Origin of the sequence: Bradyrhizobium diversitatis (assembly GCF_016031635.1) — a bacterium.
Lineage (GTDB): Bacteria > Pseudomonadota > Alphaproteobacteria > Rhizobiales > Xanthobacteraceae > Bradyrhizobium > Bradyrhizobium diversitatis.
Map to the genome: position 1 here is coordinate 1 of NZ_JACEGD010000059.1, position 26468 is coordinate 26468.

A 26468-nucleotide genomic window follows, 5' to 3' on the forward strand; every position below is an offset into this window, starting at 1 on the left:
CGCTCCGCCAAGCCCTACCTGCTGGCCCACCTCTTGATCATCCTGCTGCTCGAGCCGCTTGCCCGCGACTTCGAGGACTCTCCCCACTGGATGCAGGCCGCCTGACGACACCTGGCGCTTGGCGCATTCTGCAACAACTCGTTGCATCCTTGCTACAAGCGATCATTCCACAACCAACCATCCGTTGCTTCCGCCGCAGAAAACGAGCGCTTGGGCGGCACCTGCGCGAGCCTCCTCGAAAACGTCGGTATCAATCGATGCTCGCACTACCTTAACGCCTATGGGGAAGACCGGGTGCTGACCTCGCACCCGCGGTCCGCTGCGCGAAGATGTAGCGCAAAGAGACCGCACAGCAGCATACAGGTGGTGCCAATCACTCGGCCTTCCCTGCGCGATGGTCGGACGGCTTATGCCGCGCTCTCCCGGGAGCCGAGTTCGTTCTGGCCTCCCTCACCCTCGCGAAATTCACCGACCTCCGCGCCGGTTGACGCGACTGCCGCCTCCGCAAGAGCTTGACCGTAGCAACGACGGCCAGGACCACACGGTTTTGCCGTACGCGCGGTTCGCCATTTCGCCGCAGTTTTCCCGGCCCTGTCGACGGAGCCGGAAACTTACAGGCGAGACGAAGCCTAGCAGCGCCGTTCGTCCGCGCGCGGCCACGGGCTCACCGGGGACTACCCTCCCTGCCCGCACCTTTCGCGCCCGACGCTGCCGCGTCCACCGCAAGCCCGGCTCGCGACAATGACGACCTCATGATCGCCCCTCAAGAATGAGCCGGGATGGGCGACACATACGACAAATCCGAATTTCGGTAAAGTGGAATATTTTCGCGGTGGTGGATTGACAAGAGGGCGACACAGCAAGGTGCCGTAGCCCAGATGAGCGAAGCGACATCCGGGTTTTCACAAGCACGGTCCCGGGTATCGCTGCGCTCACCCGGGCTACAACGTACCGATACATCAAAGAGGGCGGCACGCAGCGCCGCCCTCTTCTGGGCAACTCAATCCGTCAGCTGGCCTGCTCAATATGGCGCGTAACCATAGCCCGGACCGTAATAATTGGGACCGCCGCCGTAATAGCCCGGGCCGCCATAGTAAGGACGCGGGCCATAATAGTAGCGGTTCTCATAGTACTCGCGGCGGCGGCTCTCGGCGATCGCGCCTCCGATCAGACCTGCCGCCATGCCCATGAAGGCGAGACCTGCGGCGTTCGCCCCGCGTCGGTGGTAATGGCGACGCCGGGCTGCGCTGAAATCAGTGACGTCGGACGCGGCCTGGCCGGCAACGGCCGCCTTCGCGGCCGGTGTCCCGGCCGAGGCGGCCGTGGACGGGGATGCGGAGACCGCGATCAGGGCGAGGCTTGCGAACGCGGCCACGACCGTGTTGCGGCCGGCTGCGGAAATCATCGGTCCAATACTCATCTCGACCTTCCTCTGTTCTCGCCTCTGTTCTCGCCAAAAAGACATAAGCAAACCTCCTACAACGCGCAAACCATTGAAATAGTTTCATGATCGCGGCGATCTGCCACGCTTTGAACGATTGTAAACCGAACGATCAGGTCCAGCTTGAACCATCCAACCTGAGCGGTTAATGAACAGCCGCGCCGTTTCTCGGTCGCCGTAAGCGTTTCACGTGAACCAACGCATCAACCGACGCCGTCGGGATCGATGCAATTTTCAAGGTTTCAACGTGATCGACGCGTCCTTTTTCCTCGAAAGAAGTTCAGATGATTGCGGTTCGCAAACTGCCGGCGCGCTATGCGCCGATCGTCATGCCATTCGTGCTGTCCATCCTCATGACCGCGGTGGTATCGGTCATATCGACGCTGCGAAGCCTCGGCGCAACACCGGCGTTCCTGGCGACCTGGCCAGGCGCCTGGGCGCTGTCCTGGCTCGTGGCGTTTCCGACGCTGCTCATGGTCCTGCCACTGGTCCGCCGGATCGTGGCCTGCCTCGTCGCAGCGCCACCCAGCCGATAGCCGATCCTTACGAGAGCGCCCCAAGCACGCCCCTCGTCGCCTTGTCGATCTCCTCAACATAGCGGCGGCGGGCGAAGCTCTCGGTGAGGAAGCCGACAACCTTGCGGCTGTCGGTGGAATCGACCACCGCCAGCATCTCGGCCTCGGCCTCGTCGAACACCGCCATCGCCGATTTCACGTTCATTTCCGGAATCAGCACGATGTCGATCAGGCGAGCGAGCTCGATCACCTGGATGTCGTCGGCAATGCTGTCGAGATCGCCCGAGAACAAATCGGGCAGCAGGACGAGGCCGACATATTCGTCCGCATTGTTGACGATGACGACTCCCGGCCGCGAGCCCAGCGCGAACTCGCGGCGGACCGCGGCGATCGTCGTGGTCGACGGCACCTTGCCGACGTCGGAGCGCATCAGCCGTTCGACCGTGAGGTTGCGCAGCCAGCCGACGTCGTTGGCGCTGCGGATGGTCTCGCCGCGCAGATGCAGCCGCCAGGTCGAGAAGGAGTGGCCGAACATGAAGCGGACGCAGATCGAGGTGACGATGCAGCCGGCGAGCACCACGGCGGTGACGTCGACATTGCGGGTCATCTCGAGCACGAGGAACGACATCGTCAGGGGACCGCCGACGATGGCGACACCGAGCGTCGCCATTCCCGTCAGCATCGCCACCAGCGGATCGATCGCGAAGTTCGGGCTGATCAGGAGCAGCACCGCGGCAAAGAACTTTCCGATCAGGCTGCCGACGAACAGCGAGGCGAAGAACAGGCCACCGCGAAAACCCGAGGCGAGCGAGATCAGGCAGGCCGTTACCTTCAAGGCGATGACCAGCGCGATCAGGCCGATCGTCATCTCGTGAAAGAGATCGAGCACCATGGCACCGTGGCCGGCTGCCAACACCTGCGGCGTGATGATCGCGAAGCCGCCGACGATGAGGCCGCCGATCACCGGACGCAGCCAGACCGGCATCCAGGCGAAAAGGCGCTCGAACATCGGCGAGGAGCGCATCACGGCGATGCCGACGCCGCTGGTGATGAGGGCGAGCACGATCAGGGCCAGGTACTGCTCGACGCCGACGGCGCTGACCTTCGGGATCTCCAGCGAATAGGGTGCACCGCCCAGCCATTGCGCGGTCAGGGCGCCCGCCAGCGAGGCCGCCAGGATCGGCGCGGCGCTGCCCACCGAATAGACGCCGACGATCAGCTCGCAGGCGTAGAAGGCGCCGGTGATCGGCGCGCCGAATGCCGCCGCGATCGCGGCCGCCGCGCCGCAACCGACCATCAGACGCAGATCGTTGCGGCGAAGATTGAAGAACTTGCCGAGCAGCGAAGCGATGCCCGAGCCGATCTGGGTATAGCCGGCCTCGAGGCCGACCGAGGCGCCGCAGCCATTGGAGATCAGCGTCTGGCTCGACACCACTACGCTGTCGCGCATCGAGAGATTGCCGCCACGCAGCGCGTTCGCCTCGATCGGGTCGACGGCGTTCGATATCTTCATGCGCCGCCGCGACCATTCCATGATTCCAAGCGACAGCCCACCGAGCGCAGGCGCGATCAGGGCCGCCCACGGACTGACGCTCTCGTGAGCCGACAGGTGAACATCAATGGGAATGCCGTAGATCACCACATGCGCGAGCTGGGCAATCTGGGCCATCAGCGTCACGACCGAGCCCGCGAGCGTGCCGATCACGAGCGCAAGCGGGATCAGGTAGAACTCGTTGCTGCGCAGCAGGGCGCGCAGCCGAACCATGGTGCGGTTCGTCCCCTTGCGATCGACGAGATGCCTGATCCGCACGAACACCCTCTGCCCGCCCCTACCCTTCCGCCAGTCCGTAGCCGGCCATGCGCCGGCGGACCCGCTCGATCTCGTCGCTGGAGAGCAGCGGCGGCCGTCCGATCTGGAGGCAGCCGTGATATTGCCGCGCCAGCGTCTCGACCTCGACGGCGAGCCACATCGCCTTGTCCAGCGTCTTGCCGATCGCGATCATGCCGTGGTGGTCGAGCAGGCAGGCAAGCCGGCCTTCCAGCGCCCGCACCGCATGTTCGGACAGCTCCGCCGTTCCGAATGTCGCATAGGGCGCGCAGCGGATGCTGTCGCCGCCGGCCGCCGCGATCATGTAGTGCACGGGCGGAATCTCCATGCCCATGATCGCCAGGATGGTGCAATAGGTCGGATGGGCGTGCACCACGGCATTGACGTCGGGCCGCGACTTCAGGATGTCGCGATGGAAGCGCCACTCGCTGGACGGTCTCTGATCGGGCGCGTGTGTGCCGTCCATGGCCATGAAGACGATCTGGTCCGGCGACATGGCGTCATAGGGCACGCTGGTCGGCGTGACCAGGAGCCCGTCCACATGCCGGACACTGATATTGCCCGAGGTGCCCTGGTTGATGCCGAGCGCGTTCATGCGCCGGCAGGCATCAATAATGGCCTGTCTTGTGGCGAGTTCGTCTGCTCTCATCGACATCGCGATTTCCTGACGAAGGCTTGTTAGACCGGAAGTACGTCAAAGCAATATGGCAGCGCAAGCGAAAGAGTCCCGGATCCTCTCCGTCTCGGCGACGCCCCTGCCAGACCACGAAACGGATGGAAATATGAAAGAATCTACGGATTGTCGCGGCCCAATGGCGGGCTCGCCCGGACCGCAGCAATCCCGGTGATCACGAACCACGCCGAGGAGGCCGCGAGCAGCATGCGAGAACGCGTGAGAGCACGGCACTTCCAATGCGACCAAGGGCGCTTGGAACGAGGTTTCGACAGCCGACTTAGCTCAGCATGACCGCAATCGAGATCGGTGGAGACCAATCATGAGTGACAGCGGAGTTGGCATGCTCCTGGGCCACGCCTCGGCTCAGATGCTTTGGCTCTGGTTCATCGGCGCGTTCGTGCTCGGCGGGGTCCTCGTTTACGGGGTGATGAAGGCCGGCCACCTGCGCCGCAGCGAGCGGGCACGCCTCGATCGCGCGACGGAAGAGCGGCAGCGCCAGGAAGACCCGTACAAGCGCCCGACCTGAGCGATCCGCGAACGCGGGTTGCAGTTTGGAACTTTCGTTCTCCGAAGGTTTTGATCGCCCGAGGATTGAGGAAGGCGATGCCTTCCCGTGTCACCTCAAGAGGAGGACGTATGGCTAAGCGAGCAAAGAAACGCGCGACCAGGAAGACAGCGGCGCGGCGACCGCGTCAGGCCCCGAAGATGCTCAGCGACCTGTTTCTGGCGACGCTGAAGGACATCTATTTCGCCGAGAACAAGATCATCAAGACCTTGCCCAAGATGGCGAAGGCAGCGCAGTCGAAAGAGCTGACCGCCGCCTTCAACAAGCACCTGCGCGAGACCCAGGGCCAGGTCAAGCGGCTGGACCAGATCTTCAGGATGCTGGGCAAGCCCGCACGCGGCAAGCCCTGCGAGGCCATCAACGGCATCACCGACGAGGGCGCCGAGATCATGAAGGAGTTCAAGGGAGCGCCGGCGCTCGATGCCGGACTGCTCGCGGCCGCCCAGGCGGTCGAGCACTACGAGATCTCCCGCTACGGCACGCTCCGCACCTGGGCCGAGGAACTCGGCATGCAGGACGCGGCAAGGCTGCTCCAGGAGACGCTGGAGGAGGAAGAGGCGACCGATCACACCCTGACGGAGCTCGCCACCTCCGTGATCAACCTGAAAGCGGAAGAAGAGTACCGCGCCGCGGCCTGACCCGCACCGGCCAATGACGAAACGCCGCGGCCCGCGCCGCGGCGTTTTCTCGTTCGACGCTTTCTTGTTCGATGGCATGACGGCGCATGGCACACCGGCGCCACCGCACTGGATTTCCCGGGAACCAGCCCCATATGCAGGCTTTCCCACCCCCGAGCCCGCATCATGCAACCCAAAAATCCCCTCGACTGGATGCTGTCCGAAGCCCTGGATTCGCTGACCCGCGCCGACCGGCTGCGCCAGCAGTTCGGCCGCCAGGAAGCCTGCTGGGAGCCGCCGATCGACGTGCTCGAAACCGAGCGCGAGCTCCTGATCCTGGTGGCGCTTCCCGGCGTCAATCCGGACAATGTCGAGACGGTCATCCATGACGGCGTTCTCGTCATCTCCGGCCAGCGCACCCTTCCGTCGGAGCTTCGCAACGCCCGCATCCATCGGCTCGAGCTGCCACAGGGGCGTTTTGAGCGCCGCATTGCATTGCCCCTTGGCCGCTACGCCATCAGCCGCTTCGTGATGGACGGCTGCGTCGCGCTGCGCCTCGCCAAATCCTGAGGTCGATCATGGCCAACGAACAGATGAACAACGAACAGACCAATAACGACGTGAAGATCCCCGAGGACGCGCTGATCATCATCCCCGTGCGCGAGATGGTGCTGTTTCCCGGCGCCATCGCTCCGATCACGATCGGCCGGGCGAAGTCCATCGCCGCCGCGCAGCAGGCGCTGCGCGAGCAGCGGCCGATCGGCATCGTCCTGCAGCGCAGCCCCGAGACCGAGGAGCCCGGGCCGGACGATCTCTACAGGGTCGCCACCATCGCCAACATCGTGCGCTACATCACCGCGCCCGACGGCACCCATCACATCGTCTGCCAAGGCGTGCAGCGCGCGCGCATCCTCGACTTCCTGCCGGGGACGCCGTTCCCGGCCGCCCGCTTCCAGCAGATCCCCGAGCCGACCACGACCTCACCCGAGATCGAGGCGCGCGCGCTGAACCTGCAGCGCCTGGCGATCGAGGCGATCGAGCTGCTGCCGCAGGCGCCGCCCGAGCTGGCCGCGGTCTTCCAGGGCACCAGCGCGCCCGGTGCGCTGGCGGATCTGGCGACCTCCTTCATGGACATCAAGCCGCAGGACAAGCAGGAGGTGCTGGAGACCATCGACCTCGCCCTGCGCGTGGAGAAGGTGTCGAAGCATCTGGCCGAGCGGCTGGAGGTGCTGCGCATCAGCAAGGAGATCGGCCAGCAGACCAAGGCCTCCTTCGACGAGCGGCAGCGCGAGGCGATCCTGCGCGAGCAGATGGCGACCATCCAGCGCCAGCTCGGCGAAGGCGACGGCAAGGCGGCCGAGGTCACCGAGCTGACGGCGGCGATCGCCAAGGCCAACATGCCCCCGGAGGCGGAGGCGCACGCCAAGAAGGAGCTGCGCCGCTACGAGCGCATGCCGGAAGCCGCCGGCGAAGCCGGCATGGTCCGCACCTATCTCGACTGGCTGATCGAGCTGCCCTGGGCGCTGCCCGCGGAGAAGCCGATCGACATCAAGGAGGCGCGCCGCATCCTCGATGCGGATCATTTCGGCCTGGAGAAGATCAAGAGCCGGATCATCGAATATCTGGCGGTTCGCAAGCTCGCCCCGCAGGGCAAGGCGCCGATCCTGTGCTTCGTCGGCCCGCCCGGCGTCGGCAAGACTTCGCTCGGTCAATCCATCGCACGCGCGATGGATCGCCCCTTCGTGCGCGTCAGCCTGGGCGGCGTGCATGACGAGGCCGAGATCCGCGGCCACCGGCGCACCTATATCGGCGCGCTGCCCGGCAACATCATCCAGGGCATCAAGAAGGCAGGCAGCCGGAACTGCGTCATGATGCTGGACGAGATCGACAAGATGGGCCGCGGCGTGCAGGGTGATCCTTCCGCCGCCATGCTGGAGGTGCTCGACCCCGAGCAGAACGGGACGTTCCGGGACAACTACCTGGGCGTGCCCTTCGACCTGTCGCGCGTGGTGTTCATCGCGACCGCCAACATGCTGGACCAGATCCCGGGTCCGCTGCTGGACCGCATGGAGCTGATCAGCCTTGCCGGCTACACCGAGGACGAGAAGCTCGAGATCGCGCAGCGCTATCTGGTGCGGCGGCAGCTCGAGGCCAATGGCCTCTCGGCCGAGCAGGCCGAGATCGAGCCGGAGGCGCTGAAGCTGGTGGTCAAGGGCTATACCCGCGAGGCTGGCGTGCGCAACCTCGAGCGCGAGATCGGCAAGCTGTTCCGCCACGCCGCGGTGCAGGTCGCCGAAGGCACGGCCACGAAGGTCGTGATCGCGCCGAAGGACATCGCCACCGTGCTCGGCCAGCCGCGCTTCGAAGGCGAGATCGCACTGCGCACCAGCGTTCCCGGCGTGGCCACCGGCCTTGCCTGGACGCCGGTCGGCGGCGACATCCTGTTCATCGAGGCGACGCGCGTGCCCGGCAAGGGCGGTCTGATCCTGACCGGCCAGCTCGGCGACGTCATGCGCGAGAGCGTGCAGGCTGCGCTAACGCTGGTGAAGAGCCGGGCCTCTCAGCTCGGCATCGATCCGCAAGCGTTCGAGAAGAGCGACATTCACGTTCACGTCCCCGCGGGCGCAACCCCGAAGGACGGGCCGAGCGCGGGCGTCGCGATGTTCACGGCGCTGACGTCCCTGCTCAGCAATCGCACGGTGCGCAGCGACACCGCGATGACCGGCGAGATCTCGCTGCGCGGGCTGGTGCTGCCGGTCGGCGGCATCAAGGAGAAGGTGGTGGCTGCGGCTGCCGCCGGATTGAAGCGGGTGATGCTGCCCGCGCGCAACAAGCGGGACTACGACGACATCCCGAAGAGCGCGCGGGACAACCTTGAGTTCATCTGGCTGGAGCGCGTCGACGAGGCCATCGCCGCGGCGCTCGAGCCGACCGAGGTCAAGGTCGAAGCTGCGGAGTGAATGCGATGAAGAAACTGCTGGAAAAAGCGAAGAGATCGCGGAAGACGCAGCGGCTGCGCCAGTTGCTCGATCGCGCGATCGACCGGGTTCGCGATGCGCTTGCGGCACCTGAGCCGCGGCTTCAGCCGGTCCCGGTCCGGGTGAAGCGCCGCAAGGGTTGAGCCCTCCGTCTCAAGCCCTCGCGGCTGCCCCAAACAAAAGGCCCCCTCCTGCAAGGGGGTCTTTGCGTTCTTAGGACACGGCGTCCTTGGCGGCCTTGACCGGGCGGGCGCGGACGATCTTCCGGGCCGGCTTGGCCTTGAACATCATCTCTTCACCCGTGAACGGGTTGGTGCCCTTGCGCGCCTTGGTCGCGGGCTTCTTGATGACCACGAACTTGGCGAAGCCCGGCACCAGGAACAGGCCGTTCTTCTTGAGCTCCTTGTGGCCGACGTCGGTCAGCGTCTCCATGACGTTCTTGACGTCGCGCTTGGAAAGCTCTGTGGCGGTCGCAATCTTTTCGATCAACTGCGATTTGGACATTTGGGTTGCCATCGTGTCTCCTCTGATTCGTGACGGCTGCATATTAGACCAACCGGCGAAGGCCTATAGCCTTCTGCACAGTTTTGTCGCGATTTTACGGGCTTTTTTGGCCCTCTGTGGCAAAAAACCCTGCATTTTAGCCACTTCCAGTGCGGAAGGAGCCTTGAGCAGCGGATTTTGCCTTGTTTCAAAGGCCCGCACGACATCTTGCTAGAACTGATTCGCCGCTTTCGACAAGCGAAGACCGGCCTCTTTGTGAAAGGCCGGTCGTATTTCACCCTGAAAAATAAGGGTCGGATCACATGTCGCCGGTCTTACGCCCCGCAAAAACAGGGAGAAAGTAAGGGGCGATCGGCTAGACGCGCTCGATGATGATGGCGGGCGCCATGCCGCCGGCGGCGCACATGGTGACGAGACCACGCTTGAGGTCGCGCCGCTCGAGCTCGTCGAGCACGGTGCCGATCAGGATCGAGCCGGTGGCGCCGATCGGATGGCCGAGGGCGATCGAGCCGCCATTGACGTTGACCTTGGCGCGGTCGAGCTTGAGGTCGCGGATATATTTTTCCGTCACCACCGCAAAAGCCTCGTTGATCTCGAACAGGTCGATGTCGTCGATGGTGAGGCCCGCCTTCGCCAGCACCTTGCGCGTCGCCGGCACCGGGGCGTTCAGCATCAAGGTCGGCGAGTCCCCCATGTTGGCCATCGCGACCACGCGGGCGCGCGGCTTCAGGCCGTTTGCCTTGGCGTAAGCCGGCGAAGCCAGAAGGATCGCGGCGGCGCCGTCGACGACGCCGGAGGAGTTGCCGGCGTGATGCACGAAGTCGATGTTCAGATCGGGATATTTTTGCAGGATCAGGCCGCGATAGGTCGTGCCCTTGTCGTCGAGCGCGTAGTCCGCGATCGCGGGGAATGCCGGCTTCAGGCTGCTGAGGCCCTCCATCGTGGTCTGCGGCCGCGGATACTCCTCGTGGTCGAGCGCGAGGCTGCCGTCCTCGCGGTGGACCGGCACGAGGCTCTTCTTGAAGTGGCCGTTCGCGATCGCATGCGCGGCGCGCTTCTGGCTCTCCAGCCCGAGCGCGTCGACATCCCTTCGCGTGATGCCTTCCATGGTTGCGATCGCATCGGCGCAGACGCCCTGATGCGACTGCGGATGCCGCGCGCGCAGACGGAGATTGCCGCCGTCCATCATCATTGGACCGCCGCCACGGCGTCCGTCCATCGACATCATCTCGCAGCCGCCGGCTATGACGAGGTCCTCAGTGCCGGCCATGATCGAGCTTGCGGCCATGTTGACGCTCGTGATGCCGGAGCCGCAGAAGCGGTCGAGCGTCACCGCGCTGGCGCGCACGTCGTAGCCGGCATCGAGCGCGGACATGCGGCCGAGATCGCCGCTTTGCGTTGCGACCTGCGCGCTGCAGCCCCAGACGATGTCGTCGACGTCGGCCGTATCGATGCCGGTGCGATCGGCAAGCGCGCGCAGCACGGTTGCGCCCAGTTGCTGCGGATGAATGCCGGAGAGCGCTCCCTTGCCGGCCTTGCCGATGCCTCGTGGGGTCCGGCAGGCATCGATGATGAGTGCGTCGGTCATGGGCGCTGTCCTCTTGTTATGAGTGTTGAGGACAGTTCTGAATAACGGGGAGAGGAGAGTCAATCTGGACGGGCTTCTTCGCCTCTCCCCGCGTGCGGGGAGAGGCCGGATTTTACGCGCAGCGGAAAATCCGGGTGAGGGGGGCTTCCGCGAACTCGGTGGCAGACGGACTCGCGGAGAGTCCCCCTCACCCGGAATTTGCTGTCGCAAATTCCGGCCTCTCCCGCAGGCCGGGAGAGGCGAAGAGACCTAGACCGCCGCTACACCCCCGCTGCGTTCTTCGCGATCACGTTGCGATAGAAGCTGGCGCTGAGTTTGGGCGTGCGAACCTGGGTGTCGAAATTGACGTGGTAGAGGCCGAAGCGCTTGTTCAGGCCATAGACCCACTCGAAATTGTCCATCAGGCTCCAGAGGAAATAGCCGCGCACCGGTACGCCCTCGCTGGTGGCGCGCTGGAGCTGGGCGAGATAGTTGCGCAAATACATGATGCGGTCGGTGTCGTAGATCTTGCCGTCGGGCGTCACCGCGTCGTCGCCGGATGCACCGTTCTCGCTGATATAGATCGCATCCGTCTTCCAGATCTTTGCCGCCAGCTTCGGTACCCAGTAGATCGTCTCAGGCCCGACGCGCAGCCAGTCCGAATTCATGTGCGGAAACGATTTCGGGATCGGCAGCGGCATGAAGCCCGCGCCCTCGTCGGAGGCCACGACGTAATTCTGTGGCGCGTAGATGTTGAGGCCGAGGAAGTCGACCGGCGAGGAGATGATCTTAAGCTCCGCATCGGTGAATTTCGGCGCGTTGGGCCCGGCGAATTTCAGGAAGGCGTCGGTATAGCGCCCCGTCATGATGACGTTGAGATAGCCGGCATTCATCTCACGCAGCGCGATCTCCGCTGCGCGAACGTTCTCCGGCGTGTCGATCGCGGGGGCGCAGGCATCGACGTTCTCGGCCGGCCCAACCCTGGTGCCGCGGCGGCCATGGGCGCGCACCGCCTGCACCGCGAGTCCGTGCGCCAGCGCGCTGTTGTGCCTGATCTGGTTGACATCGGCCTGCGGCAGCGTCAGGCCCGGCGCGTCGATGCCGATACCGTAACCGAAATAGACGAAGCGGCCGCTCTCGTTCAGCGTGAACACGTTCCTGACCCGGTCGGTCAGTCGCTCGGCGACATAGGCCGCGTAATCGCCGAAGATCTTGCAGGTTTCCATCGAACGCCAGCCGCCGAAACGGTCCTCGAGCGATTGGGGCAGGTCCCAATGATAGAGCGTCAGCCACGGCTCGATGCCGTTCTTTAGGAGCTCGTCGACGAGACGGTTGTAGAAGTCGAGCCCCTTCGGGTTGGGCTTGCCGTCGCCGTCCGGAAACAGCCGCGGCCAGGCCACCGAGAAGCGATAGGCCCTGCAGCCGAGCTCCTTGATGAGCGCGATGTCCTCCTTGTAGCGGTGATAGTGCTCATTGGCGCGGTCGCCCGTGGTGCCGTCCTCGATCTTGCCGGGAATGCGCACGAATTTGTCCCAGATCGACGGCCCTCGCCCGTCCTCGTCGACCGCGCCTTCCACCTGGTAGGACGAGGTCGCCGTGCCCCAGACGAAACCCGACGGAAAGCTGCTTCCACCGCGCGGCGGCCGTGCCGGCTTGGCTTCGGCTGCGTCGAGCGCGCCAGTCATTCCGGCTGCAGACAGCCCCGCGATTTTCGCGAACCGGCGACGCGAGACCTTGTTCGACATTGATGCCTCTCCGCTTCCGAACTGTTGCGGGCGCACAATGGCGTGTCCAGGGCGGTTTGAGAAGCGGGCGAACGCGGGATGAGGGTGCAGAATTGCCGACCTGGCAGATTGCCCTCCCTTTGCCTAGTTGGATCGATCGCAAAGCTGGGAGAAGCGCCCTCAGCTCTCCTTTAAGGTGTACGGCGGATCTTATAGAGAACGAAGCGCCCGGACCTGTCCAACTCCTTCAGCAGCTCTGGCAGCGGGTTCGCGATGGCGGGGCCCACCAGATAAAGATAGTCGAAGTCTCGATACCAGGTGCGGACGGCGCCGGTGTCATCGGAAGCCGCCGTCTCTCCTGTGGCAATTGCACTCAGGCGGCGTATCGGCACAAGCCCCCCATTCGAGATGACGAGACGCCGGACCTCGGCGCGCGCCTGAATCGGCTGCTTGCCGGTCTCGGTGAATTTGTTCGACACGAAAGCATTCGCGTAATGCACCGCGAGCGTCGGCGCATAATACATCGGATATTGGGTGAGGTCCTTGAATGGTGGATCCTCGCTCTCTCCGGTGGTCCCAATCAGTATCTTCGAACCGCGATCGATATGCTGAAAAGACTCGATGACAGCTGAATACTCTGAACGGTAGGACAGCCAGACCTCGAGCACGACGCCCAGATTGGCGAGCGTTATGCCCCCGACCACGGCGAGCGCAGCTATCGTCCATCGCCGACTGGGCAATGACAGCGAGCAGAAGGCCGGAAGGATCAAGGCGACTGCAGGAAGAACCCGGATATCCGCAAACGCCGTACCAAACAGCGTCGGCGGCATAGCAAGATAGAGGAGCGCGAAGCCGGTTGCGATCCAGATCCCGGCAGGCTTCAGCTTGAGCATGCTGCACCTGGCGGCGACATATAACGCTGCCATGAGCAGGATCGCACTCGCTCCCGAGACAGCCATGCTGTAGCCGTTCATGATGAAGAACGGCCAGAGCAGCTTGTAGTTAGAATACCAAAAGGTGCCCTCGCTTCCGACAGAGCCGGCGGTCAGCCGCATGATGACCAACAGGGCTACGACCGGTATCGCGAGCGTGACGAACCGCAGTGCGACATCGCGCGCAGGACACTTCCGGTCGAAGGCGCGCCACAACTCGTAGAGCCCAAGCGTCGCGCCATAGACTCCCAAGGGAAAGAAATGCGCCGCAAACAGCACCATGACGGAAGCTGCGTTGACAACGAAACGGACAGGCGCTGACTGCTCGGCAACGACCAGATAGGCGGCGATACTGCAGAGACCGATGCCGAGGGCGCATTCGAAATTGATGAACCCCCATGAGAACGGAAGGCAGTAGAGGAACATGAGCGCCGCGAAACCGGCGAGGTGAACACGCCGCTTCACAGCCCATTCGAGCGCGAGCGCGCCGCCGACGACGAATATCTGGCTGAAAAGAAGAAACAGCCGGGCGGCATTCTCGGCGCCGAACAGCCGCGCCATCTGCGGGACCACCAGGTCCATCGCCAGGTTAGGATAGAAAGCCCAGGCCGCCTGGTAGTATGGATTGGCATTGGCGCTGCCCATTTGGCTCAGAATATACATTCGGGCGAGATGGTTGACGTAGTCCCCCATCGCCGGAACGGGAGCAAGCAGCGTGGGGAGAAGCGAGGCGATCGCGAGCAGGGCAAACACGACGGTCGCGACCGATCGATCGGAGCGAGTGCCACGAGCGATGAGATTTTCTGCGGCCGGGAGAGCAGGTACATTCACGCAAATGCTCCGGGTATTGCAACCCGGCAGGGTTGTTATTTTCTTCTCAAGCTATTTTCGATAGATCTTTCTAATAATGCGTTAATCGGTTGAGTTACCGACCACCTTCTACCCGAGGAAGAGCATTGGCCTGTTGGTAAGTTCAACTGGGGGTCAGGATCGACCACGTCGTGAGGCGGCCGCGGAGCAGAAGTCCTCGGCCGCTCGGCGGGTTCGTCGCCGGCAGGATGTCAGTTCAAGACGATCAGGCGACTGGCGCCGTGCCCGCGATCAGCGCGAGCGCTTCGGCAATTTTCGCAGCTTGTCGGGATTGAAAGCCGGCACCTGCTCGGCTCGTTCGCGTGCGGGCGGCTGCTGTTCCGTCAGGATGAGCGTGCCATGAAGGATCATTCCCGGCACCTGTTGTGCCGTCGCGGTGTAGCTCGCGATCCTGCCGGGGCAGCGTCCCTCGATGTCCAGCGTGAGCTCATCCTCAACGCCAAAGACCGTCGAACGCCCATCGGTGTGACGCTTCGTCGATACGGTCGCGGTGAAGCGGTCGCCGTCGACCGAGCAGGAGCCGTGATACGTCATCAGGCTGTCACGGCCCCAAATCTGGCCGTCTGCGACATGGACGATCCCGGTACCCTGGTCGAGGGGCGTCCTGTACCACGCCGCGTAGGTGCCGTCCTTCAGCATGGGAGCAGTTTCTCCTGATATTCCCACGCGGACCATTGGCACGATTTAATGCCAAGAAATCGTTAAAGGCCGTGCCCGTGCCAATCCGGTCTTTCCTTGCGCAGCTCGGCCTCAAGCTCCTCGATGATGCTGTGAAGCAGATGCGCGGCAAGCGGGTCGGTGACTTCGCGCTCCAAATGCCGGTAACGCGCGATCAGGAATTCCTGCTCTCTCAACTGGCGTTCTGTCATCAGACGGGCCCTCCGACAAACCGACGCGCAGAAGACCGAGCAGTTTCATTAAAGTTTTCAGATCATTTTCCATGGTTTCTGATCGGTTAAAGGCGACGCCAAACCTGCGGCGCCGGGCGGCAGCTCAAGTCGCTCATCGTGCGTTCGTGAAACCCGCACGATTGCCCGGAGCAGGATCGGGCAAAACAGAACCGCTTCAGGCAAGACCCGGAGCCTGTGCACCGCATAGAACCCGCGCCGACCCGTAAAAGCACGGGCACCTGATCTGAGGCAGCAAGCGATCAGAAGGAGCCACGCAATGACCGGGAGCACCGCACCTATGCGCAATCCCTCGTCCAAGGGCCAGCCGCCCCTCCCCAGCGCACACCCCGTCGACATCGTCACGGCCGAGCGGCGCGCCGCCGAGGCGGAGATGGCGCGGGTGCTCAGGACCGAACCGACCCGCATGGCGCTGGACTCCTCCGGCGCCGGGATCGCGCACTGGAAACACGATCCATTGCATGACGTCGTCGAACCCATGAGCCACCACGTGATCATGGCCTATAACGGCGTGATGCAGCGCATGGAGCGCCGGTCGGGAAAATCGGTTTCGATCGGCACGTTTCGTCCTGGAGTCGTGATCATCATCCCGGAAGGATCGAGCTCCCGATGGGACATTCCGAAGCCCGTCGATGTCGTTCAGCTCTACCTTCCGAATGCGACACTGAAGCGCGTTGCCGGCGAAGCCGGGATCACAGGAGCGAACGACCTGCTGGAGCGGACCGCGCACCCTGACCCCATTACGTCCCGACTGCTCTTGAGCGCAGCGGATGCGCTCGAAGGCAATGGGGTTCTCGACACGCTGTTCCGGCACCAGGTGACGGATCTTCTTGCCACGCGCGTCCTGGCTGCGCACACCGGTTCACCGGCCACGTTCCAACCGACCATGGGCGGGCTGTCGCCGAAGGTCCTGCTCCGCGCGATCGAACGGTTGCGCTCGGACAGCGATGCGGACGTCTCCCTCGATGCGCTGGCGTCCGATGCCGGCCTCTCGCGCTTTCACTTCTGCCGCGCCTTCAAGGAGAGCACCGGGCTCTCGCCGCATGCCTGGCTGCGCCAACACCGGCTCGAGCAGGCCATGAACATGCTGCGGGAGAGCGACGACCCAGTCGTCTCGATCGCTGCGGCACTTGGCTATTCCTCGCAGACGGCGTTCGCCGCGGCCTTCAGGAAGCTCACCGGCGAAACGCCGAGCGAATGGCGCAGGCGCATGCGTTAGCAGCAATCGCTCGATGGCGACAGCAATCGCTCTGGGGCAGCGGCACGCGTGATCGGTTAGAACATCATCATGTCCAATCCCATGACGGAGGCAAATGATGATCGGGAAAGACCTTGTCCACCGGTTGGCCATCACTTCATCGCGCAAGGGTCTCGCCACCGCGGTCGTGTACGGACTTACGCTGACTGTTCGCTTCACTTCAGCAACAGGTGACGACATCCCGCCGCAATCCGCACAACGCGCCCACCCGGTGATTTCGGTGATCAGCGGGGACAGCTTCCGCCTTCCCTACCAGGACTGGAGCCGCAAGTCCGCGCGGTCGATCGTCTTTCGTCAGGACTGGCCGACCGGCTGCCAACTCCAATAGGCGTCAGCAAGCTCGCTTCAACCATTCGCGTCGTCGCTGACCGCGACAGGACTTGCCGCAAACCCGCAGCGGCAGCGGCAACGCGCCTGTGCCCAGGAAGATCAACCAAAGGAGACCGTCAATGCGACTAGTCATCATCGGCGCCGGCTTCGCCGGCATGTATGCCGCCCTTTCCGCCGCCCGCCTGCGCGAGATCCAGGGCGTCTCGCCCGACGAACTCGAGATCGCGCTGGTCGCACCCGAGCCGACGCTGGTCGTCCGCCCGCGGCTCTACGAGAAGAATCCGGAGACCTTGACGGCACCGCTCCTCGATGTGCTCGAGGCGATCGACGTCACCTATGTTCGGGGCAGCGTCGAGACGGTCGAAACCCAATCCCGCATGGTGAGGATCGCAACGGCGAAAGGCACCAAGAAGACGCTCTCCTACGATCGCCTCGTGGTCGCCACCGGCAGCCGGCTGTTCCGCCCGAACATCCCGGGTCTTGCCGAGCACGGGTTCAGCGTCGACTCGCTCGACGATGCGATCGCGCTCGACAGGCACCTGCGTGGCCTTGCCAAGCGACCGGCCGTGAACGGACGCGACACGGTCGTCGTCGCCGGCGGCGGCTTCACCGGCATCGAGGCGGCCACCGAAATGCCGGCGCGGCTCCGCGCAATCCTCGGCCCGAATGCCAGGACTCGCGTCATCATCGTCGAGCGCAACAGCGCGATCGCACCCGACATGGGTGCAGGCCCGCGGCCGGTCATCGAGAGCGCCCTCCACAAGCTCGGCGTGGAGACCCGCCTCGGTGCCGGCGTCGCCTCGCTGGACGAGTGCGGTGTCACCCTGTCCAGCGGCGAACACATCGAGACCGAAACCGTGATCTGGGCGGCGGGTATCCGTGCCGCCCCTCTGACGGCGCAAATCCCCGCCGAGCGCGACAATTTCGGCCGGCTGCTGGTCGATCGCTGTCTGCGGGTGCCAGGCGTCGAGGGCGTCTTCGCGACCGGCGATGCGGCCCGCGCCGCGTGCGACGACGAGGGCAATTATGCGCTGATGTCCTGCCAGCATGCCACGCGCATGGGCGCCTTTGCGGGCAACAATGCCGCAGCCGAGCTGCTCGGCGTTCCGACCAGGCCCTACCACCAGAAGGCCTACGTCACCTGTCTCGATCTCGGCGAAGCCGGCGCACTGTTCACCCGCGGCTGGGATCGCAAGGTCGAGATGGTCGGTGATGTCGCCAAGAAGACGAAACAGGAGATCAACACGGTCTGGATCTACCCGCCGAAGGCCGAACGCGCCGCCGCGCTCGCGTCTGCCGATCCGGAACGCGTGACCAGCCTCTAACGCGCGACGCGATGGCAGGCGGCGCTCCCCTGGCGGCGCGGCCTGCTCAACAGAGACCAGCCAGAACAAGAACCGCAACAGGAGACCAACATGAACCTGCACAACACCTCCTCCCCCGCGACATCGAAGCCCGAAGAGCTTGTCCCGTCGCGCTACGCGCTGAAGGTCGGCGACATCGACGTGCTGGTGGTGAGCGACGGCGTGCTGCCGCTACCCTCCAAGATGTTGGCGCACAATGCCGACCCCGCGGTCCGCGCGGCCTGGCTAGACGACATGTTCCTGCCGCCGGACGCGTTCGACTGGGCGTTGAACGTGGTCGTGGTGCGCAGCGGAGCGCAGACCATTCTGATCGACGCCGGGCTCGGATTGGACCCGGACCTGCACCTCCCGCGAGCCGGGCAGCTGGTCAGGCGACTGGAGGCCGCCGGCATCGATCTGGCATCCGTGACCGACGTGGTGCTGACCCACATGCACATGGACCATGTCGGCGGGTTGCTCGTCGAAGGCGTGAAAGACCGACTGCGTCCGGACCTGCGGATCCATGTGGCAGCCGCCGAAGTCAAGTTCTGGGAGTCGCCCGATTTCTCCCGCGTCTCCATGCCGCCGGGATTCCCCGAGGCACTTCGACAGACGGCCAAGCGGTTCGCGCACGAATATCACAACCAGCTCCGGACGTTTGAAGCCGAATTCGAGGTCGCGCCGGGAGTGGTGGTCTGCCGCACCGGCGGTCACACCCCCGGACACAGCGTGGTCCGCCTGACTTCCGGCGGCGAGCGACTGACGTTCGCCGGTGACCTCGTGTTCACCGTCGGGTTCGAACACCCAGACTGGCACAATGGCTTCGAACACGATCCCGAGGAAGCCGCCCGCGTCAGAGTGAACCTTTTGCGGGAGCTTGCGGCGAACCGCGAACTGCTGGTGGCCACGCATATGCCGTTCCCGTCCGTCGGCCATGTCGCTGTCGCCGGCGACGCTTTCCGCTGGGTGCCGGTGTCCTGGGACTATTGAGCGCTTGCCGGACCGAATCCAACCGGGGCGCGCGCTCATCGCGACGGGTTTGCGCTCCGGGACTCCACATGCACTGAGCCGTCGAAGCCGAAACGTTGGTCTACGGTCGCTCCGGCGATTTCGAACGGCGCAACCACGCGAATGAACATGCAAGAAAACAAAGTCGTGATCATCACCGGCGGCAGTTCCGGCATCGGTCGAGCCGCAGCTCTCCGTTTCGCCAACCAAGGCAACAAGGTGCTCATCACCGGCCGTCGTGCCGCAGCTATTGAGAAAACGATGGCGGAGCATCAGAACATCGCCGGCCTGATTGCGGATACCGCTTCCGCGGAAGACGCCGGGCGGACCATCACCGAGGCGATCAGCAGATGGGGCCGGCTGGACACGCTCGTCAACAACGCCGGCGCGGGAGCCATTCTTCCGTTGTCGGATGTTGCGGCCGAGCGGATCGCGGACATATTCTCCGTCAATGTGGTCGGTCCGAGCCTGCTGGCCCGCGCCGCCCTTCCTCACCTGCAGTCAACGCGGGGCACCATCATCAACATCTCCTCGACGTTTGGTCACCGGCCGGCCGCGGGACTGTCCCACTACGCCGCGAGCAAGGCGGCGCTGGAGCACCTGACACGCTGCTGGGCGCTCGAGCTCGCGCCACTTGGAATAAGGGTGAATGCGATCGCGGCCGGCCCGACCGAATCCGGCGCCTTGACCGGAATGATGGGGCTGTCCGCGGACGCGGCCGAAGCCGTCAAGGACGAAGAGCGCGCGCGAATACCGCTCGGTCGGCGCGGCGTTCCCGACGACATTGCGCGATGGGTCCTACAGCTTGCAGGTCCCGACTCGCAATGGATAACGGGCCAAGTTCTCGCAGTCGATGGTGGCCTGGGACTGGCCTAGTTTAGAGCATGATCCAGAAAGGTGTGCAGCGGCCTTCCGAAAAAGGCCCTGCTCGAAGAATAACCCGAAGCACGGCAACGAATCATCCCAATCGCACCGCACTTCGCATGCGCCTAGAACGTCACCCGCATTCCTGCGTAAAATGCCCTTGGCCTCGCCGGGCTCAGCGAGCGCGGGTCGACGAACTCCGCGCCATTGGTGAAGTTGGGCAGGGCGTCGCGATCGAAGAAGGTGCCGAGTGTCGAGTAGCGGTGGTCGAAGATATTGTTGACGCGACCATAGAGCTGAACGTTCTTCGTGACCCGATAGGACGTGTGCAGATTGAAAACCGCGTAGGACGGCAACTGCGGAAACTGGTTGGATTCGTCGCCGACGAAATACTGGCTTGAGACAAAGAGCGCGTCGCCACCGACTTTCCAGACATCGGTAACTGCGTATTCGACGCTGGCCTTGATGAGATGGCGCGGCAGGCGCGGAATCTGATTGCCCGGCAAGACCTGGATATTGCCGTCGGCGTCTGCGAACGGGCTATCCGAGCCCAGCGTTAGCGCATCGAGGAAGCGCGCATCGAGGAATGCATAGCTCGCCTGGAACTGCAGCACGTTCGACTTCAGGCTCACCTCGGCTTCGAGCCCCTGCCTGCGCGTGCGACCAACGTTCTGGAAGAAGCCGAAACCGGTCAAGCCCGGGATCGGGGTCGCGACGATGTCATCGTAGTTGGTGGCCCGGAAGGCGCCGATCTTCCATCCGAGCGAACCGATCATCAGCTCCTTCGTACCACGGAAGCCCGCTTCCACCGTCTTGGATACCACTTGCTTTAGTGGAGGGTCGGCGACCAGGAATTGTCCGATGATACACGGCCGCGCCGGATCCGCGCAGCCGAGCTCAAGCGGTGTTGGCACTCTGTTGGCTTCGGAGTACCCGGCATAGGCTGTTATTTCGGGCGTAATCTTGAAGGTGCCCCCGATGATGGGATTGAAGCGATAAAAATCGTGCTCGCCGTTGAGCGCGGTGCCGAGCTGGTCCATCAGCGAGATATGGGCCGCATTGAACCGCCCACCTCCGGAAACCGCAAAGCGATCCGTCACGTTGAACGTGTCCAGCGCATAAAGTCCCTGATACTGGTTGACGGTGCGCAGCGATACCGGGCCGATTGATGTCGGCTCGCCTGACTGGCCCAAGAATATCCCGCTGCCCGTGACGACGTAGTTCGTGCCTATTGTTCCCAGTTCCGTGCTGCCGTTGAATTGCGTGTTGCTGAGGTCGTAGCTTGCGCCAATGACGAAACGGTTGTCATGACCGAACACCTGATCTGTGTTGGTCGCCTGTCCGGACACGCCAAACGAGGTTGACCTTGTGCTGGTGCGATCGATCTGGCTGAGAATGGCACCAGGTCCAAAGGTGTTGGCGAGCTGCACGCCATTCAGGCCGAATGCTGGGACGTCATCATCGTCAAAGCACAACAGGGATGGATCGTCGCAAGGCAGGGTATCGGTCGGGTTACCGTCGACCGTACTTTGTTTGAAGCGCCGCAAGCGTGCCGTGCCCTCAAAGGTCCACGTCGGCGTCGCCTCCACCTTGCCGGTCAAGTTGAGGTAAGCGACCTTGTTGGAGATGGTCTGTGGCGTCGTGTAGGTGGCCCCCCAATATTGCTGGAGCAATTCGGCCGGAACAGTACTGGGACCAGCCAGCGAATTGTTGGCGACGCCACCATTGAGGTGAAATTCGTTCCCTTCAAAGCGATAGCCGACGTCGCCGTAGAAGCGCCGGACGTCCGATGACGAGAAATTGCGGAAGCCGTTGTCGTGAATGCCTTCGAGTGCACCATAGACAGACCAGTTTCCATCGACCTGCTTGCCCCATTGCGCAGAACCCTGAATGCGACCGAACGAGCCGCCCATGATGTCGATTTCGGCACCCTGATAGTTGAAACCGTTCTTCATCTGCAGATCGATGGCGCCGCCGAGGGCATTCAGGCCGTACGCCGGGTTGTTGGTCACCACGACCGCTGACCGGATCGCAGCCGTCGGAATCAGATCCCAATTGACGATATCGGAGAAGGCCTCGTTGATGCGCACGCCATTCTGATAGACGGCGAGCCCTTGCGGCGTCCCGGCCAGAGGTGAAGCAACGTAACCGCGAAACTGAATATCGGGCTGAAAAGGATTACCGGTCACTTCGTTGATGCTGACGCCGGGCACGTACTGCTGCAGGGCATCGGCGATATTCGGCGAATTGGTGCGCTTGATCTGACTGGCATCGACGGCATTGATCGCCGATGGAACCTTGTCGACGTCGAGACCCCGGCCGGTGCCCGGCGAGGTCGGATAGACATAAAGCCGTGTCCTCGGGGCGGCTGACCCCGGCGCCCCCACGCGTGCGACCGGTCGCGCCGGTGCGACGCGCCTCGCCGCCGCAGGGGGCGGCGCCGCAACCTCGACCGGCGGCAGGTTCTGGATGTTGGTCTCCTCGTCCTGCGCGGCCATCGCGCTGGTCGCAACAACCATTCCCGTGGAAACTGAAATGATGACCAGACCACGAACGCCCATTCCTGCCTGCCTCCACCCGTATCGTCTGGCTCTCTCGGTTCCCCGCCGGTTAGGCGAACGATACAGGCCAACAGCCGAAGAGCACCAGCCGTAAAAGGTCCGCCCGGTCCGGCGCACGAATTCCCGACCAAATCGGGAATTATTCCCGACCCGTCCAACGTCGTGCGCGCGCCTCATCGGGCGCGACCGGGAACTATTCCCGGCCGCCGCGAGACTTTTTGCCGAACCTCGCGAAAGACCTTCGTGCAATCCTTGGCTCGACATCGCGATCCGATCGCGAGTCATTCATCCGTAGACTCACCCCGCCCTCGCGGGCGGGGTGCCTTTACGGCAAGCAAGAATACAGGAGGAAAATGATGACGTTGGGGGACCGCTTTTCCGCTCGATATTCATCGGCTCGGCCAGTCCGCAGCAATCTTGTCGTCGGTCTTCTCGCAGGCTTGGGCCTCGCCGCATCCATCACCGCCGCGTCGGCGCAGGATTCCGCGAAGACCCCGACGCCGGAGAGCATCAAGGCCATCACCTCGCAGGTCGACGGCGCCTACATCAAGGCCAACACCGCAACGTCCAACAACTGGCCGACGATCGGTCTCGACTATGCCGAGACCCGCTTTTCGAAGCTCAACCAGATCACGAGCGACAACGTCAAAGGCCTCGGCCTGGTCTGGACCTACAACCTCGAATCCTCGCGCGGCGTCGAGGCGACGCCGGTCATCGTCGACGGCATCATGTACCAGACCGCCCCGTGGAGCGTCGTGCATGCCATCGAAGCGCGAACCGGCAAGCGCATCTGGACCTTCGATCCGGAAGTCAACCGCGAGCTCGGCTACAGGGGCTGCTGCGACGTCGTCAACCGCGGCGTTGCCCTCTACAAGGGCAAGGTGTTTGTGGCCGCCTATGATGGCCGCCTGATCGCGCTCGACGCGGCAACCGGCAAGAAGGTCTGGGAAAAGGACACGCTGATCGACCACGAGCATTCCTACACCATCACCGGCGCGCCGCGCGTCTTCAACGGCAAGGTCGTAATCGGACAAGGCGGCGCCGAATATGGCGCGCGCGGCTACGTCACCGCCTACGATGCCGAAAGCGGAAACCAGCTCTGGCGCTGGTTCACCGTCCCCGGCGATCCGTCGAAGCCGTTCGAGGACGAGTCGATGGAGAAGGCGGCCAAGACCTGGGATCCCGCCGGCCAATATTGGCTCAACGGCGGCGGCGGCACGCCATGGGACACCATCACCTTCGACCCCGAGCTCAACCTCGTCTACGTCGGCACCGGCAACGGCTCGCCCTGGAACCGGAACGTGCGCAGCCCCGCCGGCGGCGACAATCTCTATCTCGCCTCGATCGTGGCGCTGAACGCCGACACCGGCAAATACGCCTGGCACTATCAGGAGACGCCCGGCGATCACTGGGACTACACCTCGACCCAGCCGATGATCCTCGCCGACATCAGCATCGACGGCGCGCCGCGCAAGGTCATCCTGCACGCGCCCAAGAACGGCTTCTTCTTCGTGATCGACCGCACCAACGGCAAGTTCATCTCGGCGAAGAACTTCGTCGATGTGAACTGGGCCACCGGCTACGACGCCAACGGCCGCCCGGTCGAGGTGCCGGCCGCACGCGGCGACGCGGCCTATGACTCGATCCCGGGACCCTACGGCGCCCACAACTGGCACCCGATGTCGTTCAACCCGCAAACCGGGCTGGTCTATCTGCCGGCCCAGAACGTGCCACTGAACCTCATTCCGGAAAAGAAGTTCAAGCAGAATGCCGCAACGCCGGGTAAATTCGGCGGCGCCACCGGCTGGAATGTCGGCTTCGTGCTCAACGGAGAGCCGCCCAAGAGTCTTCCGTTCGGACGCCTCGTCGCATGGGATCCGGTCAGGCAGAAGGAAGCCTGGCGCGTCGAATACCCCTCGCCATGGAACGGCGGCACGCTGACCACGGCCGGAAACCTGGTGTTCCAGGGCACCGCGGATGGACGCTTCGTCGCCTATGACGCCACCACGGGCAAGACGCTGTGGGAAACACCGACCGGCACCGGCGTCGTCGCCGCGGCTTCGACCTACATGCTCGACGGCGTGCAGTATGTCTCGATTGCCGTCGGCTGGGGCGGAGTCTATGGCATGGCGCAGCGGGCGACCGAGCGGCAGAGTCCCGGAACGGTCTACACGTTCGCGCTCAACAGCAAGGCACCGCTGCCGGAATTCGTGAAGTATCAGACCGAAGGCCTTCTCCAGGGCGTGAAGTACGATCCGAAGGACGTGCCCGAAGGAACGGCGCTCTATGTCGCCGCCTGCGCCACCTGCCATGGCGTGCCCGGCGTCGACAAGGGCGGCAACGTCCGCAACCTCGGCTACGTGCCGGCGGAGGAGATCGCCAACCTCAAGAACATCGTGTTCAAAGGGCCGTTTCGCGACAAGGGCATGCCGGACTTCACGGGCAAGTTGACGGAAGCCGACGTCGTGAAGATTCAGGCTTTCATCCAGGGCACGGCCGACGCTATACGGCCGAAGAAGTGACGCGGCGATACGGCTGCGGGAGGCATTGCCGCAGCCGGCTCACCCGACGCTCGCGGCAGGCCTCAATCCCTCGAAGCATCATGCCTTTCAGAGATATCCCTTGAGCCCCATACTCGTCGTCGACGACCATCCCATCATTGCCGAAGCCTGTCGTATCGTGCTGGGGGACGTCGAGGACGTGGTCGCTGCGCGCGATGTGCCGAGTGGCTATGAAGCATTTCTGGAGCACCGGCCCGGGGTCGTCATCCTCGATTTGACCTTTCCGGGAGAAGTACTCGGCGGTGTCGACTTGCTGCACCGCATCTCCTCGGATGCGCCGCTCGCGCGCATCCTGGTTTTCAGCATGCATGCGGACGCGAATATCGTCGCGTCCGCGATCAAGGCGGGAGCCATCGGATATTTGCTGAAGGACTCTCCGCCGGACGAACTGCCAAAGGCTGTGCGTCAGGTCAGGCTCGGCCATCGCTATGTCGACGAGCGGATCAATTTGCGCGGCGTGCCCCTGCCCGATCACGTCGACTCCAGCAACGTCGCCATACTGACGCGCAGAGAACGAGAGGCGCTCAGCCTGCTTGGCCAGGGAAATTCATATTCTGCGATCGCCGAAGAGCTGGTCATCTCGCCCCGGGCCGTCGCCCGGCTGATCAAGCAGGCGAGGACCAAGCTCGGCATCCGTCGCACGAGCGACCTGCTCCGCCGGGCGCGCGATCTTGCCGGCGGAGAAGACAGCTCGAACTGACGCGCGACCGCCTGATCTATTGCAGGAGCTGAAGCAGCGCGCGCCCGGCAGACGTCTTCAATTCTCTCCCATCCAGCGTCCCGTCGTGATCCGGATCGGCTGTGTCGAAGCGCTGCGAGACGACGGCGAGATATTCATTCACCGAGAGCGTTCCATCGTGGTCGGGATCTGCTGCCGCTATCTCTTTGGCGGATAATCTGCCCCGCAACTCCCGCACGTCCAGCGTGCCGTCGTGATCCGGTTCGAGCCTGGCGAAAAGCGCCGTCGCCGCCTTCCTAACCTCGATATGGTCCAGCGTCCCGTCGTTGTCGGTATCGAACTTCTTGACCGGATCACCGCGAGAAGCCGCCAGCGCAGATCCCGACACCATCACGGCAGCCAGAATCGAGACCATCCACCGGCCAAATTTCTGCATTTCGAGCTCTTGTGTCCGCAAAATCTGCCAGGATGTGACAACGGGCGGTTCTGACCAACCGCCCGTCGCTGGATCCGAGCCCGTTCGTGCTCAAAGGCCTAGAGCCTGTCGGGGAGCGTGGGACGGATTCGGCGTGTCTTCCTCAACCCGAACAGTTGCATGGGCTTCGAGCCCGAACCGAGCAAGGAAGGGAGTGGATGATGGCACAAAACAGTCGCGTTGTCGTCGGGATTGATGTGGCCAAGGACAAGGTGGATGCATGCATTCGCTCGCTGTCGCAACGGCAAGCGTTCCCGAGCGGTG

At 63.7% G+C, this 26468-nt stretch carries 24 protein-coding genes; 13 read left to right on the top strand and 11 right to left on the bottom strand.

Annotated features, from left to right (window positions below; genetic code table 11):
* Window positions 1-1021: 1021 nt before the first annotated feature.
* On the bottom strand, window positions 1022-1420 hold the full coding sequence (locus H1B27_RS37000; RefSeq protein WP_061883442.1) for a hypothetical protein: 399 nt from the start codon (window positions 1418-1420) through the stop codon (window positions 1022-1024).
* A gap of 305 nt (window positions 1421-1725) precedes the next feature.
* On the opposite strand from H1B27_RS37000, the gene H1B27_RS37005 reads away from it, so the two are divergent.
* Complete coding sequence (locus H1B27_RS37005; protein ID WP_197969435.1) at window positions 1726-1977, top strand: DUF2798 domain-containing protein; 252 nt, start codon at window positions 1726-1728, stop codon at window positions 1975-1977.
* Window positions 1978-1984: 7 nt separating this feature from the next.
* Here the strand turns inward: H1B27_RS37005 and H1B27_RS37010 are convergent, their stop codons facing one another.
* Window positions 1985-3772, bottom strand: coding sequence for a chloride channel protein (locus H1B27_RS37010; RefSeq protein ID WP_082822317.1), 1788 nt, complete (start codon window positions 3770-3772; stop codon window positions 1985-1987).
* A gap of 13 nt (window positions 3773-3785) precedes the next feature.
* Complete coding sequence (locus H1B27_RS37015) at window positions 3786-4439, bottom strand: L-fuculose-phosphate aldolase (protein WP_197969436.1); 654 nt, start codon at window positions 4437-4439, stop codon at window positions 3786-3788.
* Window positions 4440-4779: 340 nt separating this feature from the next.
* Here H1B27_RS37015 and H1B27_RS37020 point away from each other — a divergent pair, with 340 nt between their 5' ends.
* From H1B27_RS37020 to H1B27_RS37040, 5 genes are all read left to right on the top strand, one after another.
* Window positions 4780-4986, top strand: coding sequence for a hypothetical protein (locus H1B27_RS37020; RefSeq protein ID WP_061883443.1), 207 nt, complete (start codon window positions 4780-4782; stop codon window positions 4984-4986).
* 110 nt (window positions 4987-5096) lie between these two features.
* Entirely contained in the window at window positions 5097-5663 is a 567-nt protein-coding gene (locus H1B27_RS37025; protein WP_197969437.1) for a YciE/YciF ferroxidase family protein, read from the top strand.
* A gap of 165 nt (window positions 5664-5828) precedes the next feature.
* Window positions 5829-6212 carry an Hsp20/alpha crystallin family protein gene (locus H1B27_RS37030; RefSeq protein WP_197969438.1) on the top strand — a complete coding sequence of 128 codons (384 nt, stop codon included), beginning with the start codon at window positions 5829-5831 and terminating at the stop codon, window positions 6210-6212.
* Window positions 6213-6220: 8 nt separating this feature from the next.
* The gene (gene lon, locus H1B27_RS37035; protein WP_197969439.1) at window positions 6221-8602 is read left to right on the top strand and encodes an endopeptidase La; all 2382 of its coding nucleotides are present in this window, start codon (window positions 6221-6223) and stop codon (window positions 8600-8602) included.
* Window positions 8603-8607: 5 nt separating this feature from the next.
* The gene (locus tag H1B27_RS37040; protein WP_162832024.1) at window positions 8608-8763 is read left to right on the top strand and encodes a hypothetical protein; all 156 of its coding nucleotides are present in this window, start codon (window positions 8608-8610) and stop codon (window positions 8761-8763) included.
* 70 nt (window positions 8764-8833) lie between these two features.
* Here the strand turns inward: H1B27_RS37040 and H1B27_RS37045 are convergent, their stop codons facing one another.
* From H1B27_RS37045 to H1B27_RS37070, 6 genes are all read right to left on the bottom strand, one after another.
* Window positions 8834-9136 carry an HU family DNA-binding protein gene (locus H1B27_RS37045; RefSeq protein WP_035705209.1) on the bottom strand — a complete coding sequence of 101 codons (303 nt, stop codon included), beginning with the start codon at window positions 9134-9136 and terminating at the stop codon, window positions 8834-8836.
* Between the two features lie 343 nt (window positions 9137-9479).
* Window positions 9480-10712, bottom strand: a complete 1233-nt coding sequence (locus H1B27_RS37050) for an acetyl-CoA C-acetyltransferase (RefSeq protein ID WP_197969440.1) — start codon at window positions 10710-10712, stop codon at window positions 9480-9482.
* 260 nt (window positions 10713-10972) lie between these two features.
* The gene (locus tag H1B27_RS37055; RefSeq protein ID WP_197969441.1) at window positions 10973-12436 is read right to left on the bottom strand and encodes a GH1 family beta-glucosidase; all 1464 of its coding nucleotides are present in this window, start codon (window positions 12434-12436) and stop codon (window positions 10973-10975) included.
* A 170-nt stretch (window positions 12437-12606) separates the two neighbouring features.
* Window positions 12607-14178: a hypothetical protein gene (locus tag H1B27_RS37060; protein WP_197969442.1), complete on the bottom strand. Its 1572-nt coding sequence runs from the start codon at window positions 14176-14178 to the stop codon at window positions 12607-12609.
* 270 nt (window positions 14179-14448) lie between these two features.
* Window positions 14449-14856: a hypothetical protein gene (locus H1B27_RS37065; RefSeq protein ID WP_061883449.1), complete on the bottom strand. Its 408-nt coding sequence runs from the start codon at window positions 14854-14856 to the stop codon at window positions 14449-14451.
* Window positions 14857-14918: 62 nt separating this feature from the next.
* On the bottom strand, window positions 14919-15086 hold the full coding sequence (locus tag H1B27_RS37070; RefSeq protein ID WP_197488839.1) for a hypothetical protein: 168 nt from the start codon (window positions 15084-15086) through the stop codon (window positions 14919-14921).
* Window positions 15087-15384: 298 nt separating this feature from the next.
* Here H1B27_RS37070 and H1B27_RS37075 point away from each other — a divergent pair, with 298 nt between their 5' ends.
* The 5 genes from H1B27_RS37075 (at window position 15385) to H1B27_RS37095 (ending at window position 19940) form a co-directional block, all read left to right on the top strand.
* Window positions 15385-16344 (top strand): helix-turn-helix domain-containing protein, encoded by a 960-nt coding sequence (locus tag H1B27_RS37075; protein ID WP_061883450.1) that lies wholly within the window; start codon window positions 15385-15387, stop codon window positions 16342-16344.
* A 97-nt stretch (window positions 16345-16441) separates the two neighbouring features.
* Window positions 16442-16711, top strand: coding sequence for a hypothetical protein (locus tag H1B27_RS37080; protein WP_197969448.1), 270 nt, complete (start codon window positions 16442-16444; stop codon window positions 16709-16711).
* Window positions 16712-16832: 121 nt separating this feature from the next.
* Window positions 16833-18038 (top strand): NAD(P)/FAD-dependent oxidoreductase, encoded by a 1206-nt coding sequence (locus H1B27_RS37085; protein WP_197969443.1) that lies wholly within the window; start codon window positions 16833-16835, stop codon window positions 18036-18038.
* A 90-nt stretch (window positions 18039-18128) separates the two neighbouring features.
* Entirely contained in the window at window positions 18129-19046 is a 918-nt protein-coding gene (locus tag H1B27_RS37090) for an MBL fold metallo-hydrolase (protein ID WP_197969444.1), read from the top strand.
* Window positions 19047-19193: 147 nt separating this feature from the next.
* Entirely contained in the window at window positions 19194-19940 is a 747-nt protein-coding gene (locus H1B27_RS37095) for an SDR family NAD(P)-dependent oxidoreductase (protein WP_246515972.1), read from the top strand.
* A gap of 113 nt (window positions 19941-20053) precedes the next feature.
* Here H1B27_RS37095 and H1B27_RS37100 read toward each other — a convergent pair whose 3' ends face one another.
* The gene (locus H1B27_RS37100) at window positions 20054-22489 is read right to left on the bottom strand and encodes a TonB-dependent receptor (protein WP_197969445.1); all 2436 of its coding nucleotides are present in this window, start codon (window positions 22487-22489) and stop codon (window positions 20054-20056) included.
* Between the two features lie 353 nt (window positions 22490-22842).
* On the opposite strand from H1B27_RS37100, the gene H1B27_RS37105 reads away from it, so the two are divergent.
* Both H1B27_RS37105 and H1B27_RS37110 read left to right on the top strand, forming a co-directional pair.
* Window positions 22843-25011, top strand: a complete 2169-nt coding sequence (locus H1B27_RS37105; protein WP_197969446.1) for a PQQ-dependent dehydrogenase, methanol/ethanol family — start codon at window positions 22843-22845, stop codon at window positions 25009-25011.
* Between the two features lie 100 nt (window positions 25012-25111).
* Window positions 25112-25750 (top strand): response regulator transcription factor, encoded by a 639-nt coding sequence (locus H1B27_RS37110; protein WP_063816744.1) that lies wholly within the window; start codon window positions 25112-25114, stop codon window positions 25748-25750.
* Between the two features lie 16 nt (window positions 25751-25766).
* On the opposite strand, the gene lanM is transcribed toward H1B27_RS37110, so the two are convergent.
* A complete protein-coding gene (lanM, locus tag H1B27_RS37115) occupies window positions 25767-26144 on the bottom strand; it encodes a lanmodulin LanM (RefSeq protein WP_246515974.1) in 378 nt (125 codons plus the stop codon).
* Between the last annotated feature and the right edge of the window lie 324 nt (window positions 26145-26468).

What these genes read in the sequence shown, in the direction of transcription:
- H1B27_RS37085 (WP_197969443.1), top strand. Translation starts at nt 16,833, where the DNA reads ATGCGACTAGTCATCATCGGCGCCGGCTTCGCCGGCATGTATGCCGCC.
- H1B27_RS37000 (WP_061883442.1), bottom strand. Translation starts at nt 1,420, where the DNA reads ATGAGTATTGGACCGATGATTTCCGCAGCCGGCCGCAACACGGTCGTG.
- H1B27_RS37050 (WP_197969440.1), bottom strand. Translation starts at nt 10,712, where the DNA reads ATGACCGACGCACTCATCATCGATGCCTGCCGGACCCCACGAGGCATC.
- H1B27_RS37080 (WP_197969448.1), top strand. Translation starts at nt 16,442, where the DNA reads ATGATCGGGAAAGACCTTGTCCACCGGTTGGCCATCACTTCATCGCGC.
- H1B27_RS37095 (WP_246515972.1), top strand. Translation starts at nt 19,194, where the DNA reads ATGCAAGAAAACAAAGTCGTGATCATCACCGGCGGCAGTTCCGGCATC.
- H1B27_RS37040 (WP_162832024.1), top strand. Translation starts at nt 8,608, where the DNA reads ATGAAGAAACTGCTGGAAAAAGCGAAGAGATCGCGGAAGACGCAGCGG.
- H1B27_RS37105 (WP_197969446.1), top strand. Translation starts at nt 22,843, where the DNA reads ATGATGACGTTGGGGGACCGCTTTTCCGCTCGATATTCATCGGCTCGG.
- H1B27_RS37015 (WP_197969436.1), bottom strand. Translation starts at nt 4,439, where the DNA reads ATGTCGATGAGAGCAGACGAACTCGCCACAAGACAGGCCATTATTGAT.
- H1B27_RS37045 (WP_035705209.1), bottom strand. Translation starts at nt 9,136, where the DNA reads ATGGCAACCCAAATGTCCAAATCGCAGTTGATCGAAAAGATTGCGACC.
- H1B27_RS37090 (WP_197969444.1), top strand. Translation starts at nt 18,129, where the DNA reads ATGAACCTGCACAACACCTCCTCCCCCGCGACATCGAAGCCCGAAGAG.
- H1B27_RS37065 (WP_061883449.1), bottom strand. Translation starts at nt 14,856, where the DNA reads ATGCTGAAGGACGGCACCTACGCGGCGTGGTACAGGACGCCCCTCGAC.
- lon (WP_197969439.1), top strand. Translation starts at nt 6,221, where the DNA reads ATGGCCAACGAACAGATGAACAACGAACAGACCAATAACGACGTGAAG.
- H1B27_RS37005 (WP_197969435.1), top strand. Translation starts at nt 1,726, where the DNA reads ATGATTGCGGTTCGCAAACTGCCGGCGCGCTATGCGCCGATCGTCATG.
- lanM (WP_246515974.1), bottom strand. Translation starts at nt 26,144, where the DNA reads ATGGTCTCGATTCTGGCTGCCGTGATGGTGTCGGGATCTGCGCTGGCG.
- H1B27_RS37055 (WP_197969441.1), bottom strand. Translation starts at nt 12,436, where the DNA reads ATGTCGAACAAGGTCTCGCGTCGCCGGTTCGCGAAAATCGCGGGGCTG.
- H1B27_RS37020 (WP_061883443.1), top strand. Translation starts at nt 4,780, where the DNA reads ATGAGTGACAGCGGAGTTGGCATGCTCCTGGGCCACGCCTCGGCTCAG.
- H1B27_RS37100 (WP_197969445.1), bottom strand. Translation starts at nt 22,489, where the DNA reads ATGGGCGTTCGTGGTCTGGTCATCATTTCAGTTTCCACGGGAATGGTT.
- H1B27_RS37030 (WP_197969438.1), top strand. Translation starts at nt 5,829, where the DNA reads ATGCAACCCAAAAATCCCCTCGACTGGATGCTGTCCGAAGCCCTGGAT.
- H1B27_RS37075 (WP_061883450.1), top strand. Translation starts at nt 15,385, where the DNA reads ATGACCGGGAGCACCGCACCTATGCGCAATCCCTCGTCCAAGGGCCAG.
- H1B27_RS37025 (WP_197969437.1), top strand. Translation starts at nt 5,097, where the DNA reads ATGGCTAAGCGAGCAAAGAAACGCGCGACCAGGAAGACAGCGGCGCGG.
- H1B27_RS37070 (WP_197488839.1), bottom strand. Translation starts at nt 15,086, where the DNA reads ATGACAGAACGCCAGTTGAGAGAGCAGGAATTCCTGATCGCGCGTTAC.